The sequence below is a fragment of the Serpentinimonas barnesii genome (assembly GCF_000696225.1).
GTDB classification, from domain to species: Bacteria; Pseudomonadota; Gammaproteobacteria; order Burkholderiales; family Burkholderiaceae_C; genus Serpentinimonas; species Serpentinimonas barnesii.
The window spans coordinates 1-16,430 of record NZ_BAWN01000041.1; the positions used below are offsets into that span (position 1 = coordinate 1).

At 65.9% G+C, this 16,430-nt stretch carries 17 protein-coding genes and 1 pseudogene; 14 read left to right on the forward strand and 4 right to left on the reverse strand.

All coding sequences use genetic code 11. From position 1 onward, the window contains the following. Nucleotides 1-59: 59 nt before the first annotated feature. The 13 genes from SRAH_RS10765 (at nucleotide 60) to SRAH_RS10825 (ending at nucleotide 11,119) form a co-directional block, all read left to right on the forward strand. Nucleotides 60-425 carry a PilZ domain-containing protein gene (locus tag SRAH_RS10765; protein ID WP_029463350.1) on the forward strand — a complete coding sequence of 122 codons (366 nt, stop codon included), beginning with the start codon at nucleotides 60-62 and terminating at the stop codon, nucleotides 423-425. A gap of 15 nt (nucleotides 426-440) precedes the next feature. Further along, nucleotides 441-1,280: a TatD family hydrolase gene (locus SRAH_RS10770; RefSeq protein ID WP_029463351.1), complete on the forward strand. Its 840-nt coding sequence runs from the start codon at nucleotides 441-443 to the stop codon at nucleotides 1,278-1,280. 48 nt (nucleotides 1,281-1,328) lie between these two features. Then, nucleotides 1,329-2,006 carry an ankyrin repeat domain-containing protein gene (locus SRAH_RS10775; RefSeq protein WP_029463352.1) on the forward strand — a complete coding sequence of 226 codons (678 nt, stop codon included), beginning with the start codon at nucleotides 1,329-1,331 and terminating at the stop codon, nucleotides 2,004-2,006. A 130-nt stretch (nucleotides 2,007-2,136) separates the two neighbouring features. Next, nucleotides 2,137-2,595: a tripartite tricarboxylate transporter TctB family protein gene (locus tag SRAH_RS10780; RefSeq protein ID WP_029463353.1), complete on the forward strand. Its 459-nt coding sequence runs from the start codon at nucleotides 2,137-2,139 to the stop codon at nucleotides 2,593-2,595. 29 nt (nucleotides 2,596-2,624) lie between these two features. Then, nucleotides 2,625-4,145, forward strand: coding sequence for a tripartite tricarboxylate transporter permease (locus SRAH_RS10785; RefSeq protein ID WP_029463354.1), 1,521 nt, complete (start codon nucleotides 2,625-2,627; stop codon nucleotides 4,143-4,145). Nucleotides 4,146-4,280: 135 nt separating this feature from the next. Next, nucleotides 4,281-4,934, forward strand: coding sequence for an exopolysaccharide biosynthesis protein (locus SRAH_RS10790; protein ID WP_045477291.1), 654 nt, complete (start codon nucleotides 4,281-4,283; stop codon nucleotides 4,932-4,934). 56 nt (nucleotides 4,935-4,990) lie between these two features. Next, on the forward strand, nucleotides 4,991-5,818 hold the full coding sequence (locus SRAH_RS10795; protein ID WP_029463356.1) for an ABC transporter substrate-binding protein: 828 nt from the start codon (nucleotides 4,991-4,993) through the stop codon (nucleotides 5,816-5,818). Between the two features lie 12 nt (nucleotides 5,819-5,830). Beyond that, nucleotides 5,831-6,517: an ABC transporter permease gene (locus SRAH_RS10800; protein ID WP_029463357.1), complete on the forward strand. Its 687-nt coding sequence runs from the start codon at nucleotides 5,831-5,833 to the stop codon at nucleotides 6,515-6,517. Next, a complete protein-coding gene (locus tag SRAH_RS10805) occupies nucleotides 6,514-7,227 on the forward strand; it encodes an ABC transporter permease (protein ID WP_029463358.1) in 714 nt (237 codons plus the stop codon). The genes SRAH_RS10800 and SRAH_RS10805 overlap by 4 nt, the downstream gene beginning before the upstream one ends. Before the next feature lie 15 nt (nucleotides 7,228-7,242). Then, entirely contained in the window at nucleotides 7,243-8,022 is a 780-nt protein-coding gene (locus SRAH_RS10810; RefSeq protein ID WP_029463359.1) for an ABC transporter ATP-binding protein, read from the forward strand. Nucleotides 8,023-8,164: 142 nt separating this feature from the next. Next, nucleotides 8,165-9,622, forward strand: coding sequence for a GntP family permease (locus tag SRAH_RS10815; RefSeq protein WP_029463360.1), 1,458 nt, complete (start codon nucleotides 8,165-8,167; stop codon nucleotides 9,620-9,622). A 58-nt stretch (nucleotides 9,623-9,680) separates the two neighbouring features. Further along, entirely contained in the window at nucleotides 9,681-10,334 is a 654-nt protein-coding gene (locus tag SRAH_RS10820; protein WP_082210181.1) for a Maf family protein, read from the forward strand. Continuing rightward, nucleotides 10,331-11,119: an SAM-dependent methyltransferase gene (locus tag SRAH_RS10825; RefSeq protein WP_029463362.1), complete on the forward strand. Its 789-nt coding sequence runs from the start codon at nucleotides 10,331-10,333 to the stop codon at nucleotides 11,117-11,119. Before SRAH_RS10820 ends, SRAH_RS10825 begins: the two co-directional genes overlap by 4 nt. Before the next feature lie 15 nt (nucleotides 11,120-11,134). Here SRAH_RS10825 and SRAH_RS10830 read toward each other — a convergent pair whose 3' ends face one another. Next, nucleotides 11,135-13,297 carry a cyclic nucleotide-binding domain-containing protein gene (locus SRAH_RS10830; RefSeq protein ID WP_149028982.1) on the reverse strand — a complete coding sequence of 721 codons (2,163 nt, stop codon included), beginning with the start codon at nucleotides 13,295-13,297 and terminating at the stop codon, nucleotides 11,135-11,137. Nucleotides 13,298-13,395: 98 nt separating this feature from the next. On the opposite strand from SRAH_RS10830, the gene SRAH_RS10835 reads away from it, so the two are divergent. Further along, nucleotides 13,396-14,061, forward strand: coding sequence for an NAD(P)H-binding protein (locus SRAH_RS10835; protein ID WP_029463364.1), 666 nt, complete (start codon nucleotides 13,396-13,398; stop codon nucleotides 14,059-14,061). A 70-nt stretch (nucleotides 14,062-14,131) separates the two neighbouring features. Here SRAH_RS10835 and SRAH_RS13210 read toward each other — a convergent pair. The 3 genes and pseudogenes from SRAH_RS13210 to SRAH_RS10845 all read right to left on the reverse strand — a co-directional run. Next, nucleotides 14,132-14,251, reverse strand: a pseudogene (locus tag SRAH_RS13210) (class I SAM-dependent methyltransferase); the annotation flags it as partial. A 366-nt stretch (nucleotides 14,252-14,617) separates the two neighbouring features. Next, nucleotides 14,618-14,764 (reverse strand): hypothetical protein, encoded by a 147-nt coding sequence (locus SRAH_RS10840; RefSeq protein WP_171816053.1) that lies wholly within the window; start codon nucleotides 14,762-14,764, stop codon nucleotides 14,618-14,620. Nucleotides 14,765-14,833: 69 nt separating this feature from the next. Then, a partial coding sequence (locus SRAH_RS10845; protein WP_369403341.1) for a type IIL restriction-modification enzyme MmeI occupies nucleotides 14,834-16,430 on the reverse strand: 1,597 nt, incomplete at its 5' end.

The window sequence follows — 16,430 nt, forward strand, 5'->3', positions numbered from 1 at the left end:
CCCGCCCGCCCGCCCGCCAACGCCAACGCCAACGCCCCCAGCGCGCTACACTCAGGCCCATGAGCACGGCCGAAACCCCGGGCGCCAGCCGCCCCACCGTTATCCAGTTGTCGATCAAGGAAAAAGCCGCCCTCTACGCGGCCTACATCCCACTGTTTGCCGAAGGCGGCATCTTCGTGCCTTCGGCGCGCGAGTACCGCTTGGGCCAGGATGTGTACGTCTTGCTGACACTGCCCGACGAAGCCCAGCGCTACCCGGTGGCCGGCAAAGTGGCTTGGATCACGCCGGCCGGCGCCGCCCACGCCCGCAGCCAAGGCATAGGCGTGCGCTTTCCGGCCGATGACAAATCCAAACAGCTCAAGGCCCGCATCGAGGCCATCCTCGGCGCCCACTTGGCCTCCGAGCGCCCCACCCAAACCGTTTAACCCCACCCAAAGCGGATGTATATCGATTCCCATTGTCACCTCGATTTTGAGGAGTTGCGCTCCCAGTTGCCTGCGCTCCTGAGCGCCATGCGCCAAGCCCAGGTCGGCGGCGCGCTGTGCATCAGCACCACCTTGGAAACCTTTCCGGCCGTGCTCGATCTGGCGCAGCAGCACCCGCAACTCTGGGCCACGGTGGGCGTGCACCCCGACAACGAGGGCGTGCGCGAGCCCAGCATGCCCGATCTGCTGGCCGCCGCGCAGCACCCGCGCGTGGTGGGCATCGGCGAAACCGGGCTCGACTACTACCGCCTGGGCGAGCGCACGGTGGCCGATATGGAATGGCAGCGCCAGCGCTTTCGGGTGCACATCCGCGCTGCCCGCCAAAGTGGGCTGCCGCTGATCATCCACACCCGCTCCGCCGCCACCGATACGCTGGCCATCCTGCAAGAGGAGGGCGGCTTCACACCCGGTGCCGACCCCACGCCCCACCTGCCCGCGGCGCGGGGGGTGTTTCACTGCTTCACCGAAAGCGCCGAACTGGCGCAGGCCGTGCTGGAGCTGGGCTTTTACATTTCCTTCTCTGGCATCATCACCTTTCGCAACGCCGCCGATCTGCGCGAGGTGGTGCGCCAAGTGCCGCTGGAACGCTGCCTGATCGAGACCGACAGCCCCTACTTGGCCCCCGCACCACACCGCGGCAAGCTCAACACCCCCGCCTATGTGCCGTTCGTGGCGCAGCAACTGGCTTCAGTCAAGGGCCTGACGCCCGAGCAGGTGGCGCAAGCCACGACAGCCAATTTCGCGCGCCTGTTCAGCAAAGCCCGTCTGCCGGCCGAGGGCTTGCTGGCCGCCTGAGCGCCCGCTTGGCCGCTTGCACAAACCGCCAATAAATCTCGAAAACACATGAATAAATACTTTTACTTCATTGTTTTTTCGATAATACTTGCATCAGCCTCGGGGTTCGTCCATGCCCAAGCCGGCTCCTTCGAGCGCTTCTTCATGGCCATCATCCGCGACGACGTGGGCCCGATCATCGAACTGCAAGGGCGCGGCTTCGACATCAATGCGCCCAACCCCGATCTGGTGCCACCGCTGCCGCTGGCCATCCAGAGCGACTCGCTGCGCGTGGCGCGGCACTTGGTCGAGCAGCCAGGCCTCAACCTAGAAGCCAGCAACCCAGCCGGCGAAACCGCGCTTATGTTGGCCGCCATTCGTGGTCACCTCGATCTGGTGCAGCGTTTGATCGAGCGCCGCGCCCAAGTCAACCGCCCCGGCTGGACGCCGCTGCACTACGCCGCCAGCCACGACGGCGAGCAAGCCCTGCCCATCACCACCCTGCTGCTGGAGCAGCACGCCTTCATCGATGCGCGCTCCCCCAACGCCAGCACCCCGCTGATGCTGGCCGCGCACTACGGCCGGCGCGAGGTGGTGCAACTGCTGCTGCGCGAAGGCGCCGAGCCGCTGGCGCGCAACCAGCAGGGGCTGAGCGCGATTGACTTTGCCCTGCTGGCGCGCCGCCCCGATGTGGCTGAAATGATCGCCGCCAGTGTGCGCGCGCAGCAGGGCAGCGGGACCTGGTAACACCAAGGCCCTGCCTGCACAGCGCCACGCCAAGGCAAAGGGGTACGTGCAATTACTTAAAACGCAGCCCCGCGTTTGCGGTTCCAATCGGGGGCAGCATCGAAACCCGAGACAATTTCAAGGCTACCCCATGCTCAATAAAGACCTGCAAGACATCATCGGCGGCTTGGCCATGCTGGCCATCGGCGGCTTTGCCGCCATCTACGCCTACCAAAACCTCGAAATCGGCGAGCTTGCCCGCATGGGACCGGGCTTTTTCCCGCTTGTGCTGGGTTCGGCGCTGGCCGTGCTGGGCCTGCTGATCGCCCTGCCGGCGTTTTTCCGCCCCGGTGCCGGCCCGCTCGACATCGACTTCAAGGCGCTGTTTTTCGTCACCGTGGCGCTGCTGCTGTTTGCCTTTTTGCTGCGCCCGCTGGGCATTTTGATCACCAGCGTGCTGATGGTGATGGTCTCGACCCTGCCGCTGTCGCTCGCGACCGCAAGCTGGAAAACCCGCATCTTTACGGCGCTCGGCGTGGCCGTGGTGACCTGGGTGGTGTTCATCCTGGGCCTAGGCATGAACCTGCCCACCTGGCCTTGGAGCCACTAAAAATACAAGCATAAAGAGAGACTTGCACCATGGATATTTCCACCGGACTGATGCTGGGCCTGCAAACGGCGCTGCAACCCGAAGTTTTGCTGTTTTGCTTCATCGGCGTGTTTCTGGGCACCCTGATCGGGGTGCTGCCCGGTATCGGCGCCCTGGCCGCCATTTCGCTGCTGCTGCCCATCACCTTTCACCTGGAGCCCACGGCCGCGATCGTGATGCTGGCTGGGGTCTATTACGGGGCGCAGTACGGCGGATCGACCGCCGCCATTTTGCTCAACCTGCCCGGCACCCCGTCGTCGGCGGTGGCCTGCCTAGACGGCTACCCCATGGCCAAACAGGGCAGGGCTGGGGTGGCGCTATTTATGACCACCATCGCCTCCTTCATCGGCTCCATGCTGGGCATCGCGGTGCTGGTGGCATTTGCGCCCAGCATTGCCGAAGTTGGCTTGCAGTTCGGGGCCGCTGAGTATTTCTCGATCATGCTGCTGGGGCTGGTGGCCGCCGCCACGCTGGCTGCGGGCTCGCCCATCAAAGGGCTGGCGATGGTGGTGTTCGGCCTGTTGCTGGGCACCGTGGGCACCGACGTCAACTCGGGCGTGCCGCGCTTCGACTTCGACATCCCCGAGCTGATGGACGCCATCAGCCTGGTGGCGCTGGCCATGGCGATTTTTGGCGTGGCCGAGCTGATCGCCTCCATCAACTTCAAGCGCGACGGCACGGTCAAATCCAAAATCACGCTGCGCTCCATGACCCCGACGGGGCAGGACATGAAACAGTCGATCATGCCCATGCTGCGCGGCACCGGCATCGGCAGCTTTCTGGGGGCCTTGCCGGGCACCGGCCCGACCATCGCGTCTTTCATGTCGTACGCAGTAGAAAAACGCATCGCCAAAGACCCCAGCCGCTTTGGCAAAGGCGCCATCGAGGGTGTGACGGCGCCCGAGGCGTCCAACAACGCCGCCGCGCAGACCGCTTTCGTGCCCACACTCTCGCTGGGCATACCGGGCGACGCCGTGATGGCGCTGATGCTGGGCGCGCTCATCATCCACGGCATTCAGCCCGGCCCCATGCTCATGACGGCCCAGCCCGAGCTGTTCTGGGGCCTGATCGTGAGCTTTGCCATCGGCAACATCATGCTGGTGATCCTGAATCTGCCGCTGGTGGGCATCTGGGTCTCGATTTTGCGCATTCCGTACCACGTGCTGTACCCGGCCATTCTGGTGTTCATCTGCCTCGGGGTCTATAGCGTCAACAACAACGTGTTCGACATCTACATGACCGCCGGGCTGGGCGTGATGGGCTATTTGATGCTCAAGCTGCGCTTCGAGGCCGCGCCCTTGCTGCTGGGCTTCGTGCTCGGCCCGATGATGGAAGAAAACCTGCGCCGCGCCTTGTTGCTCTCGCGCGGTGACCCCAGCACCTTCATCGAGCGCCCGATCAGCGCCGTGGTGCTGGCGCTGTGCGGCGCCTTGCTGCTGTGGACGCTGTACGCGGCCTTCAAACGCGGCATGAAACGGCGCGAGCAGGAGCAGGACCGTATTCCTGAGTGAGAACCGACTGGGCGCACAAAGCGCTTAAAGCGTAAGGTTTGCAAGGCTGCCGTGGTAAAAGGCCATGCCGTTCAGGTTTGGCCAAAAGCTGGACGGCTGCCGTGACCGCCCAGATTGAGTTCCACAATGTGTATTATGTTAAATGAAGAATCCGCTGCCGCCAACCCTGCCGTCCCCGAAACCCTGGTGGAGCACATTGAGCGCGTGCTGGGCGCGCTGCCCGAGACCCATCTGAGCCTGCACGACATCGTCGAGGCTGTCGGGCCTGACAGCCTGATGCTGCTCACCATCTTTTTGTCGCTGATCTTTCTGGTGCCGGTCTCGATCCCCGGCGTCAGCACCGTCTTTGGCTTGGCCATTGTGCTGATCGGCCTGACGCGCACCATCGGGCGCAAGCCCTGGCTGCCGCAGCGCATCGCGCAACGCCAGTTGGCAGCGGCGCCGCTGCGCGCGGGTTTGCAGCGCGCGGTGGTCTGGTTGCACCGGCTCGACCGCCTCAGCCGTCCGCACCGCTGGCCTTGGCTGAGCAGCCACGGCCCGGCCACTTTGTGCAATAACTTGGCATTGGTGTTCGCCGGTCTGCTTTTGATGATGCCCTTTGGCCTGATCCCCTTTAGCAACACCTTGCCGGCGCTGGCGGTGATCTTTTTGTCGGCTGGCATGATGCAGCGCGACGGGCTGGCGCTGCTGCTGGGCTACCTGGCGGTGTGCCTGACGCTGCTGTATTTCGCCCTGCTGCTCACCGCGGGCGGGGCTACGCTGCTGGAATTGTGGAATTGGATCGGTTGAGCACAGTTGCCACGGCATAATACGCATTCTTACAATTTTTTGACAGATCTTTCCCCATGAAGCTCAAACTCTTTGCGCTCTTGCTGGCGCTTGTTTCCCCTTTTGCCGTGGCCCAGTCGCCAGCGGCCAGCGCATCGCCCCCACCGCCGGCCGCGCAGCCCGCGCAAGCCGCCAATTGGCCGGTGTTGCGGGTGGCGGTGGATGCCACCTACAAGCCCTTCACCTACAAAACCTCTGCCGGCCAGCTCACCGGCTTTGATGTGCACATCGCGCAAGCGCTCTGCAACGAGCTGCGCCGCCGCTGCGTGTTCGTCGAGCAGGTCTGGGACGGCATGATCCCCGGTCTGCTGGCGCGCAAGTACGACGTCATCATCAGCTCGATGTCAATCACCGACGAGCGCCGCCGTGTGGTCGATTTCACAGACAAATACTACAGCACCCCAAGCGGCATCGTGGTGCGCACCGGCACCCCCTTCACCGGACCGGCCTCGCTGAGCGGCAAGCGCATCGGCGTGCTCAAGGGCAGCACCCAGGAGCGTTATGCGATGGGTGAGCTGCGCCCGGCCGGGGCCATCATCGTGCCCTACGACGCCCAAAACCAAGTCTATCTGGACATTCAGGCTGGGCGCCTAGACGGCACCGTGGCCGACCGGGTCGAGGTCACGGCCGGCTTCCTGAGCAAACCCGAAGGGCGCGGCTTTGGCTTCGTCGGCCCCGAACTGCGCGACCGACGCTACTTTGGCGACGGCATGGGCATTGCGCTGCGCCGCGGTCAAGACGAGCTGCGCACCCAGTTGAACAACGCCATCCGCGCCATCCGCGCCAACGGCACCTACGACCGGATTGCGCGCCTGTACTTCGACTTCGACATCTACGGCGACTGAGCCCGCTGCTGAGTGGACGGCTACGTCATCTCGGTTTTGTGGGGGGCTCAACTGACGCTGGCGGTCTCGCTGGCGGCCTTGGTGGTGGCCATTGCGCTGGGTCTGCTCGGCGCATCGGCCAAGCTCTCGGGCCGGCGGCCGCTGGTGGCCTTGGCCGGGGCCTACACCACGCTGGTGCGCGGCGTACCAGAGCTGATCTTGCTGCTGCTGGTGTATTACGGCGGCACCATCGGCCTCATCACCCTGCTGGAGCGCCTGGGGTGGGAGGCCGAGGTCAATATCGACCCCTTCACGGCGGGCGTGCTCACCATCGGCTTCATCTACGGCGCCTTCATGACCGAGACCTTTCGGGGCGCCATGCTGGCCATCCCCAAGGGCCAAGCCGAGGCCGCTTGGGCCTTTGGCATGAGCCCGGCGCGCACCTTTTTTCGCATCACGCTGCCGCAGATGGTGCGCTACGCCCTGCCCGGCTTCACCAACAACTGGCTGGTGCTGATCAAGGCCACGGCGCTGGTGAGCCTGATCGGGCTGCATGACGTGACCTTCCACGCCATGCAAGCCGGTGCCGCCACGCGCGAGCCCTTTTACTTCTTGCTGCTGGCGGCGGCGGTGTTCTTGGCCTACACCAGCGTTTCGCTGTGGGCGTTGCGCGCCCTGAGCCGGCGTTACGCCCTCGGCAACACCAAGGTGAGCCTGTGAACTGGGACGTGCTGCTGCTGCCCGAAACCCTGGCGCTGTACGCCGAGGGGCTGTTCACCACGCTGTGGTTGCTGGCGGGCTCGCTGCTGTTTGGCGGCGCGCTGGCGCTGCTGCTGGCGCTGGCCCTCACCAGCCGGGTGGCGGCGCTGCGCTGGCTGGCCGGTGCCTACACCTACTGCATTCGCGGCACGCCGCTGCTGATCCAGATTTTTTTGATCTACTACGGCATTGCGCAGCTTGAATGGATACAAGCGCGCTGGGACACGGTCTGGCCTTGGACCCTGTTCAAAGACGCATTCTTTTGCGCCCTGCTGGCGCTGGCGCTCAACAACGCCGCCTACACCGCCGAAATGCTGGCCGGTGCCATGCGCGAAACCGCTCCGGGCGAGCTCGAAGCCGCGCAAGCCATGGGCATGAGCCGCTGGCAGATTCAGCGCCGCATCGTGCTGCCCAGCGCCCTGCGCCGCACCCTGCCCGCCTACGGCAACGAGGTGGTGATGATGCTGCACAGCACCAGCCTGGCCAGCACGGTGCCGGCGCTGATCGACCTCACGGCCGCCGCCAGCCGCATCTACGCCGATTTTTTCCTGCCCTTCGAGGCCTTCCTGTTCGCTGCCGCGATTTACCTGTGCATCACCTTCTTGCTGGTGGCGGTGTTCAAGGGCCTGGAATGGCGCTACCTCGGACATTTGCGGCCGCGCCGCCACTGAAATCCCCATTCCCCCATGTCGCTCGCCACCCCCTCCAAGCTCGAAGTCATCGACTTGCACAAGCGCTACGGCAGCCACGAGGTGCTCAAGGGCGTCTCGCTGGCGGCGCGCGCCGGCGATGTGATCAGCATCATCGGCAGCTCGGGCTCGGGCAAGAGCACGCTGCTGCGCTGCATCAACCTGCTCGAAAAACCGCACCAAGGGCGCATCATCGTGGCCGGCGAGGAACTGCACCTGCGCCCCACGCGCAGCGGCGAGCTCGAAGCCGCCAACGCGCAGCAGTTGCAGCGCTTGCGCACCCGGCTGGCGATGGTGTTCCAGAACTTCAACCTCTGGGCCCACATGACGGTGCTGCAAAACATCATCGAAGCGCCGCTGCACCTGCTCAAGGTGCCCAAAGAGCAGGCGGTGCAAACCGCGCGCCTGTACCTGGAGCGCGTTGGCCTGCAAGGGGTGGAAGACCGCTACCCGGCACACCTGAGCGGCGGCCAGCAGCAGCGGGTGGCGATTGCGCGCGCGCTGGCGGTCGAGCCCGAGGTGATGCTGTTCGACGAACCCACCAGCGCGCTGGACCCGGAGCTGGTGAGCGAGGTGCTGCGCGTGATGCAGCAACTGGCGCTGGAGCACCGCACCATGGTGGTGGTGACGCACGAGATGGGCTTTGCGCGCGAAGTCTCGAACCACCTGATTTTTCTGCACCAGGGGCGCATCGAGGAACAAGGCGCACCGCGCGAGGTGCTGGCCAACCCCAAGAGCGAGCGCCTGGCGCAGTTTTTGGCGGGGAGTTTGAAGTAGCGCGCACGCGGGCTAAATTTTGTTGCAGTGCAACACTAGCATGGTAGGATGCCACGCAGCACCCTTTGCAGAAAGCACCCACCATGGCAGTTCAGCCGCAGACCAAAGCCAAGCGCCACCCGAGCGGCCTAGGGGCTGAGGCATGATCGGGCTGCTGGGCGTTTTGCTCGCGCTCGGGCTGCTCATCTTTTTGGCCTACCGGGGCGTGTCGGTGCTGCTGCTGGCGCCGCTGTGCGCGCTGCTGGCGGCGCTGTTTGCGGGTGCGCCGCTGCTCGGCCTCTACACCCAGGTCTTCATGGGTTCGGCGGGCAGCTTCATCATCTCGTTTTTCCCCTTGTTTCTGCTGGGCGCGATTTTTGGGCGGCTGATGGACGACAGCGGCTCGGCCAAGGCGATCGCCCAAGGCTTGGTCGCGCAGTTGGGCGGCGGGCAAGCGATTTTGGCGGTGGTGCTGGCTTGCGCCATCCTCACCTACGGCGGCGTGTCGCTGTTCGTGGTCGCCTTTGCCATCTACCCGATTGCGGCCAGCCTGTTTCGTGACCAAGACATCCCCAAGCGACTGATCCCGGCGACCATAGCCTTGGGGGCCTTCACCTTCACCATGACGGCGCTGCCGGGCACGCCGGCGATCCAGAACGCGATTCCGATGCCATTTTTTGGCACCACCCCCTTTGCCGCGCCCGGCATCGGCATCTTGGCGGCCTTGATCATGTTTGGCGCCGGGCAGTGGTGGCTGATGCGCCGCGCGGCGGCTGCGCGTGCGCTTGGCGAGGGCTACGGTGTGCACCCCGACGCCTTGCCCACGGCCAACAAAGCGATGCGCGAACGCGCCGCCGGTGAGGGCTACGACGTGGCCGACTTGGTCTGCGCAAAAGAAACCACGCCCAAGCGCCCGCTGCCGTCCTTCTTGGTGGCGGTGTTGCCGATCGTGGTGGTGATCGTGGCCAACCTGCTGTTCTCGACCTTCATCATCCCGTCGTGGGATGTGGCCTTCCTGGCCGAGCCGCAGTTTGGTGCCGTCGGCTTGTCGTCGGTGCTGGGCGTGTGGTCGATCATTCTGGCGCTGTCGGTCGCCATCTTGGTGCTGATTGCCACCAACTGGGCGCGGCTGGTGTCGCTGACGCGCTCGCTCGACGACGGCGCCAACGCCTCGGTGCTGCCGATCTTCAACACCGCCTCGCTGGTGGGCTTTGGCGCGGTGGTCGCCGCCCTGCCCGCCTTCGAGATTGTGCGCGTGGGGGTGCTGGGCCTAGGCGGCGAGAACCCGCTGGTCTCGCTGGCCATTGCGGTCAACATTTTGGCCGGCATCACCGGGTCGGCCTCGGGCGGCATGAGCATTGCGCTCTCGACCTTGGGCAGCACCTACTTGGAAATGGCCACGGCGGCCGGCATCGCGCCGGAGGTGCTGCACCGCATCACCGCCATAGCCACCGGCGGCCTCGACTCGCTGCCGCACAACGGCGCGGTGGTGACGTTGCTGGCGATCTGCGGCCTGACGCACCGCCAGTCTTATGGCGATCTGGCCATGGTGGCGGTGGTGTTCCCGATTGGCGCGCTGGTGGTGGCGATTGTGGCTGCGAGCCTGTTTGGGGCCTTCTGAGCCGATAAGATGCGGCTTGGGGGCGGCCAGGCAGCACAGCTGGCCAGATAATCGCTGCATGTCTCCTCTTGCACCACTCCCTGCCGCTGTGAGCGCGCCCAGCCACTGCACGGCCCTCGTAAACGCCCCGCCCAGCCGCCCCCTGATCCTCGGCTCGAGTTCGCCCTACCGGCGCGAGTTGCTCGGGCGCTTGCAACTGCCTTTCAGCGTGGTGGTGCCCGACGTCGATGAATCCCCCCGTCCGGGCGAGCCGCCGGTCCAAATGGCGCTGCGGCTGGCGCTGGCCAAGGCACAGGCGGTGGCGCTGCAGCATCCGCAGGCGCTGGTGATCGGCTCCGACCAGGTGGCGGAACTGAACGGGCAGGCCTTGGGCAAACCCGGCAACCACGAACGCGCCCGCGCGCAGTTGCAGGCCATGAGCGGCCAAAGCGTGTGCTTTCACACCGCGGTGGCGCTTTGCTGCCTCGACAGCGGGTACAGCGCCAGCGCCTTGGCACAGGTGCGGGTGCAGTTTCGGGTGCTGCAAGACGATGAAATCGAGCGCTATTTGCAGGCCGAGCAACCCTATGACTGCGCCGGCAGTGCCAAGAGCGAGGGCTTGGGCATCGCCTTGCTGGAGCGCATCGAAAGCGACGACCCCACCGCCCTGATCGGCCTGCCCCTGATCCTCACCGCCCGCCTGCTGCGCGGCGCCGGGGTGCCGTTGCCATGACCCGCAGCGCCCCGCTGGGCACCTTGTATCTGGTGCCGACACCGCTCGATTTTGGGTGTCTGGACGCGGCTGCCGCAACCCCGCCCTTGGAGCACAGCCTGCCCCTGCTCACGATCCAGACCGCCGCCCGGCTGCAGCACTGGGTGTGCGAAAACGCCAAGAGCACACGCGCCTTTTTGAAGCGGGTCGGGCTGGTGGTGCCGCTGGCGCAGCCGCTGCAGGCCCAGCAGATCGTCGAACTGCCGCGCCAGGTGCACAAAAAGGGCGATCACGACCCCCAAGACGGCCACGACGCCACCGCCCTGCTCGCCCCGGCCTTGCAGGGGCACGACATCGGGCTGGTGAGCGAGGCCGGCATGCCCGGCATTGCCGACCCCGGCGCCTCGGTGTTGCGCGCCGCGCACCAACTGGGCCTGCCCGTGGCGCCCTTGGTGGGGCCGGTGTCGCTGATGCTGGCGCTGGCCGCCAGCGGGCTCAACGGGCAGCAGTTTGCCTTTGTGGGCTACCTGCCACAAGAAAGCAGCGCCCGGGCGCAGCGCATCCGCGAGCTCGAAGCCTTGGCCCTGCGCAGCGGCCAGACGCAAATTTTTATTGAAACCCCCTACCGCAACCCGGCGCTGCTGCAAAGCCTGCTGGAGTGTTTGCAGCCCCAGACGCGTCTGGCCCTGGGCGCGGGCTTGAACCTGCCGCAACAGGCCATCCACAGCGCCCGGGTGGCCGCTTGGAAGCAGCAGCGCCCCGCCCTGCCGCTGGAGCTGCCCACGGTTTTTTTGCTGGGGCGCTAGGGAGCCCTCCCTAGATCACTCCATCGCGGCGCGCAGCTCGCGCGAGGTCGCGCCCAAGCGCCGGATGCCCATGCGCGCCAAGGCGGTGACAAACAGCAACGCGCCCTCGGGGTCGCTCTGGCGCCAGGCCTGAAACTGCTCCCAGCTCAGGGTGTTGAGCGCCGCGCCATCGCTGCCGGCATGCGCAAAGGCGGTGCGGGCCATGCCGTTCAGGAAGGCCATTTCGCCAAAAACCGCCCCGGCTCCGATCACCGACAAGCGCACCCCTTGATCCGGCGCTTCGGAGGTAGAGAGCGTCACCGTGCCGGCCTTAACCCACAGCAAGGTGCGGTCCAGGTCACCTTGGCGGATGATGAGCTCCCCGGGCGCAAAGCGCAGGCTGCGCATTCGGGCTTGCAGCGCCGCGCCTTGGGAAGCCGTCAATTCAGCGCCCAACTCCCCCAGCGCCGACACCTGCGTGGCCTGCTCCGGCTGCGCTTGCACCTCTGCCGGACGGGTGGCCAAAATTTGCTCCTCGGCCCATTCGAGGGCCCGATCCAAGTCGGGCTGGGTGTGCAAGCCGGCCATGCGCTGCGCCGCCAAACCGTGCACGCCGCACAGGAGCAGCGCCACGTTCTGTGCATGCAACTCGTGCGCCAGGTTGATCAGGCGCAAGCAGCCGGTTTCATCCCAAGAGGGCACGCGCGAGGCATCCAGTACCACGCAGCGGTGCCCATTCAGGTGCGCACGCACCTGCTCCACCACCTGGGCCGCCACCCCGAAGGAAAAGATGCCTTGCAGCTCAAACACCGCCACCGTGGACATGCGCGCAGCCAGCCAGCTTTCGTCCTGCGGTCCGCGCACGTGGCGCGAGCGCAGCTTGCCCTCTAGGTGGACGCGCCGGATGGCGTGCGCACCCGATGCCCGCAGCAGCTCCAGGGTGGCCACCAACAGGCCAGCCAGCAAAGCCAAGGCGCCGCTGGTGCCCACAAACACCAAGGCCACCACCCATGCCTGCGCGCGCGAGCTGCGTTCCTCGCGGGCGGCGGGCCGCTTCCACAGCGAGGGCGGGATCATGCGCACCCCGGCGATCAGCAGCGCCCCCATCAAAACCGCCATTGGCACCCAAGGCAGCCACAGATAACCGCTGACGGCCACAGCGATCAAGCCCAGCGCGTGCCACTGCCCGGCCCGGCGGCTCGGTGTGCCGGTGTAAAAGAGCGCGGTGCGCGAGCGCGACAGGCTGGTCGAGGCCGGAATCAGGCCCAGCAGCGCGCAGCCCGCGCCCACCCAGCCCTCGCGCCCCAACACCAAGCCGGGCGGGCTGTGTTGCCCGTGTTCGCTCTCCAGTTGCTGGTGATAGACCAGCACCTCGAGCGAGTTCACCACCGCCATCAGCAAGGCCAGCGAAGCCAGCTGAAAACCGACCTGATCCAGCACCAACCCCCACGGTGCGGCCCACCAGTCGGGCACGATCGGCAGCAAAAAAACCGCTTCGTCAGCCGCCATGCTCAATTCCACCCCGGGGGCCCAAAACAGCCACGGCAAGGCGACCAAGATAACGGCCAGCAACAGCGTGGGGAAACGCGGCCACAGGCGCTGCAACACCAGGCTGAGCGCCACCACGGCCAGCGCGATGGCCGCGTGCCAGCCCAGCAAGGCGCCCCACTGCCCGCCGCTGATGTAATGCAGCCCCTTGATCTGCGCCACAATGAGCGACAAACCCACCCCGGCCGCAAAGCCCTGCGTCACGGCAACCGGAATGAAGCGCGCCAGTCGGGCCAAGCCGCTCCAAGCGATCAGGGATTGCAGCAGAAAACCCAAGGCCGCAAAAACACCGGTGATGGCCAGCGCCTGTGCCGCGGATATGGAAACCGCTGCTCCGGCCCCGACCACCAGCGACAGCATGCCGCCAAAGAGCAGCGCCACCGCCGTCGAAGGGCCATACACCACCCCCTTGCCGCGCGCCAACAGCGCGAGCAAAGCCCCCGGCAGCGCCGCCGACCACAGCGCCAGCGCACTGGCCGTGCCCAGATAGGCCAGCGGCGCAAAAGCCAACAGCCCCAGCCCAATGGCGTGGGGAATCGAGACCGACAGCGCCGCCGCCGCCCCGACGATGGGCTGGTTGGTGCGTTGCTGGGTGCGACCGCCGACTCCCGAGGAAAGATCAAATTCGGTAGGTTCTGGTGCTTGCTTCACCAAAACATTATCGCTTGGGAAAATGACAAAAACAGCGCCAGCGCCGTGCGGTCTGCGGCCGATAATTGGTCGCCCACAAGCAGGTCTGCACCCGCATCATGAACCACACACCCGATCACCCCAGAACAGTCCTGCTGGCTGGCGCAAGCGGCCTGATCGGCGGCTTGTTGCTGCAAGGCCTGCTCGCGCACCCCGCCGTCACAGAGGTGCATGCCTTGGTGCGCCGCCCCGTGGACGCACCGCACGCCAAGTTGCGCCAGCATCAGGTGGATTTCACCGCACTGGCTGCCCTGCCCGAAGTCGATGAAGTCTATCTGGCGCTGGGGACCACCATCAGGCTGGCGGGTAGCCAAGCGGCCTTTAGGGCCGTTGATCTGCACGCCAATCTGGCTGTGGCAGAAGCGGCCGTCAAGGCCGGGGCGCGTCGCGTGGGCTTGGTCAGTGCTGCGGGCGCCAGCTCGAGTTCGGCCGTTTTCTACAACCGGGTCAAGGGCGAACTCGAAGATGCGCTCATGGCCCTAGAGCTGGACGCGCTGGTGATCGCGCGCCCCTCCTTGCTGCTGGACAGCCGCGCCCATCTGGGGCAGGCCCCACGGCTGGCCGAAAAGCTGAGCATCCCCATCGGCAGGCTGATCGCCCCTTGGGTGCCCGGGGCGTACCGCCCGGTTTATGCCCAATCGGTGGCCACTGCCTTGCTCCGGCACGTGCCCGTGGCCACAGGCCTGCTGGTGTTGCCTTCTGACGAACTGGCAAGGTCAGGATGAAATGCTGGCCGAGCCTGAACATACGCATATCACCCTGAACAAACGCGCCGCCAGGATTCAACTCTTTCGCCTGCGCGAGCATGGTGGGACTGAGATCAAGCCCGGTGACCCGAAAATCGCGCTTCAGGTTGAAAACGTTTTTGCCGCCCCCGCACCCGATGTTGAGCAATGTCCGGTTCGAATCCGGCACCGCTCTCCTCTCCTCTCCTCTCCTCTCCTCTCCTCTCCTCTCATTCTCGGCTCAGCTTGATGTACTGGGAACCAGTCGATAGGTTCTTTTCTAGAACCACCCCCCCTAATGGTATGAAGTTGGCTGTGACGCGCTGGCGTTGGCGGCTGAGCCGCGCTTTGTCGGTGTAGTTGAGGTGCACGGCGATTTTGGCGAGACGGCCGATGGGCAAGGGGAAGGCGTAGAAGAGGCTTTGCTTTTGGGTGTCGAAGTAGGGATCGGCCTAGGCGATGAGTTCGGGCAGTCTGGCTCAGGTGTCTGGGCTGAGGATGGCACTGCGGTCGGATTTTGTGTCGCGCACGGCGTATGCGAGTTCTTTGTCGCGCATCAGGATGGTGGCGCTGGCCAGTTGCAGGCCGCGCTCTGCCAGCTGAGGCCGTCGAGCGCCGGTACCACGGCCAAGCGGGTGAGGGGGTCGGTGGCCAGATGCCGGGTGCCCCGGTCGGTGGTGACCAAGGCTTCGCCGGCCAACATGCCGCTGCTGCGCAAATTGGCTTTGAGGCCGCGACGAAGTTGAATGCCCTGTGCCAAAAGACCCGTGCGTTACAGGCCTGCGTCCACCCAACGGCCACCAGCCACCCGCGCGCGGCCCAGCGCCACCAGCGTATCGAGCAACATCGGCAAGCGCTCGCGCCAGCGGCCACGGCCGCTGAAATGCGCGGCCACGTCGTCCAGGTCGAGGCTGCGCTGCGCGGTGGCCAGCACCTCGGCCACGGCCTTGATTTGCTCGGTCACCCCCATGGGCCACGGGCGCTGCACCAGCGCCAGCTTGGCGGGCTGGGTCTGCGCGCCGTCCTCGGGCGCGTCGGCGTCGGCGTCGGCGTCGGACTCGGACTCGGCCTCAATGGCCACCTGCTTGCCCCGTCCGGCTTGCTGGAACTCGGGCCGCAGCCAGCGCACGGTGCCGGCTGCTTCCTTGGCGGCGCGCCGGGCGTTTAGCTCGACCAGCCGCGCCAAGAGCGTGTCGGTGTCGGCGGGCAAGCTCAGGTCGGCCCAGCCGTAGGCTTGCAGCACGGCGGCGTCCAGTTCGTCGTGCAGGCTCTTGAGCACGCCCACCAGGCCGTGCTCGTGAATGACTTTTTCCTTGGCGCTCAGTGCTTCGCCGCTGCGCAGCTTTTCCAGCACGTTGTAAACCGCCGTGAGCGTGGCGTCGGGGTGGGCGGCCTGCCGGGCCTTGCGGTGGGCGTCGATTTGCTCGGCCAAGGCGCGAATGCGCTCGGCCAGCATTCCGGCTGGGTCTAGGTCGGGGAAGGGGAAGGTCTCGAAGCAGCGCGATTTGTTGTAACGTGGGTCATTGCCGATGCCCAAGCGGCCCCCAGTCGCAAGCGCCCAATGAACATGCTCTGCGCTGGACAGCACACCTAGGTGGAAAGCGTCCGCGCTGGCAATCGCAATCAACATGTTGTCCGGCAACACGCTGGCATCCAAGAACTGGAACACGCGGTGCTTGGCGGTTTCGACCGTCGCAATGTACCGAGATAGGCCTACAAGGGCAGGCCGTAAGTCCTTGCGCGGCTCGCCAAACAACCACCAGTTGTTGCGGTAAGTTGCCCGGTTGTTTTGCTCCCTCTCGGGCTTGACCCGCTCCAGCAGCCACTGGTAGGCGGCGGGGTAGCGTTGCCGCACCTCGTCGGCGGTCAGTCCGAACATATCGATCACCAGCACGTCGCGCGGCGTGGCCGTCAGGTCGCGTCCGTTGCGGTACTCCCTGATATGGCGCTCAAGCCCCGACACCGTGCCCAGCCCGAGGCTGGCGGCCTCTTGCCGGGAAACAATGAAGCCCGAGCCGTGGAGTTTGACGCCGGGGGACGAAACACCCGCCATGGCGCGCAATGGTCGCACCGCAGCCACGTTGGCCCCCACGGACAAGTCTGGGTGTATCACCCCCCTGCACTCAACCAGTTCCACCGCCACCTCGCCAAACTCACTGGCCTGCTCACGCTGCACCGTCAACAACCGCCCTTCGGCCTTTCCCGGTGCCAGCACCGTCATGGCAATGCGCACAGCGGCGCCGTTGGCGCTGTCCACCCACGGGTGATCGGGCACGGCGAATGCCAGATGCGCCACGCCAGCGCCGGGGCGGGGCATGCCGGGGGCCGATTTCTGCGCGTTTGGCAGCATGAGGCCCCCGGCATGCCCC

Excerpts from the sequence above, each read along its gene's own strand:
- SRAH_RS10765 (WP_029463350.1), top strand. The coding sequence starts at position 60 with ATGAGCACGGCCGAAACCCCGGGCGCCAGCCGCCCCACCGTTATCCAG.
- SRAH_RS10770 (WP_029463351.1), top strand. The coding sequence starts at position 441 with ATGTATATCGATTCCCATTGTCACCTCGATTTTGAGGAGTTGCGCTCC.
- SRAH_RS10775 (WP_029463352.1), top strand. The coding sequence starts at position 1,329 with ATGAATAAATACTTTTACTTCATTGTTTTTTCGATAATACTTGCATCA.
- SRAH_RS10780 (WP_029463353.1), top strand. The coding sequence starts at position 2,137 with ATGCTCAATAAAGACCTGCAAGACATCATCGGCGGCTTGGCCATGCTG.
- SRAH_RS10785 (WP_029463354.1), top strand. The coding sequence starts at position 2,625 with ATGGATATTTCCACCGGACTGATGCTGGGCCTGCAAACGGCGCTGCAA.
- SRAH_RS10790 (WP_045477291.1), top strand. The coding sequence starts at position 4,281 with ATGTTAAATGAAGAATCCGCTGCCGCCAACCCTGCCGTCCCCGAAACC.
- SRAH_RS10795 (WP_029463356.1), top strand. The coding sequence starts at position 4,991 with ATGAAGCTCAAACTCTTTGCGCTCTTGCTGGCGCTTGTTTCCCCTTTT.
- SRAH_RS10810 (WP_029463359.1), top strand. The coding sequence starts at position 7,243 with ATGTCGCTCGCCACCCCCTCCAAGCTCGAAGTCATCGACTTGCACAAG.
- SRAH_RS10815 (WP_029463360.1), top strand. The coding sequence starts at position 8,165 with ATGATCGGGCTGCTGGGCGTTTTGCTCGCGCTCGGGCTGCTCATCTTT.
- SRAH_RS10820 (WP_082210181.1), top strand. The coding sequence starts at position 9,681 with ATGTCTCCTCTTGCACCACTCCCTGCCGCTGTGAGCGCGCCCAGCCAC.
- SRAH_RS10825 (WP_029463362.1), top strand. The coding sequence starts at position 10,331 with ATGACCCGCAGCGCCCCGCTGGGCACCTTGTATCTGGTGCCGACACCG.
- SRAH_RS10835 (WP_029463364.1), top strand. The coding sequence starts at position 13,396 with ATGAACCACACACCCGATCACCCCAGAACAGTCCTGCTGGCTGGCGCA.
- SRAH_RS10840 (WP_171816053.1), bottom strand. The coding sequence starts at position 14,764 with ATGTTGGCCGGCGAAGCCTTGGTCACCACCGACCGGGGCACCCGGCAT.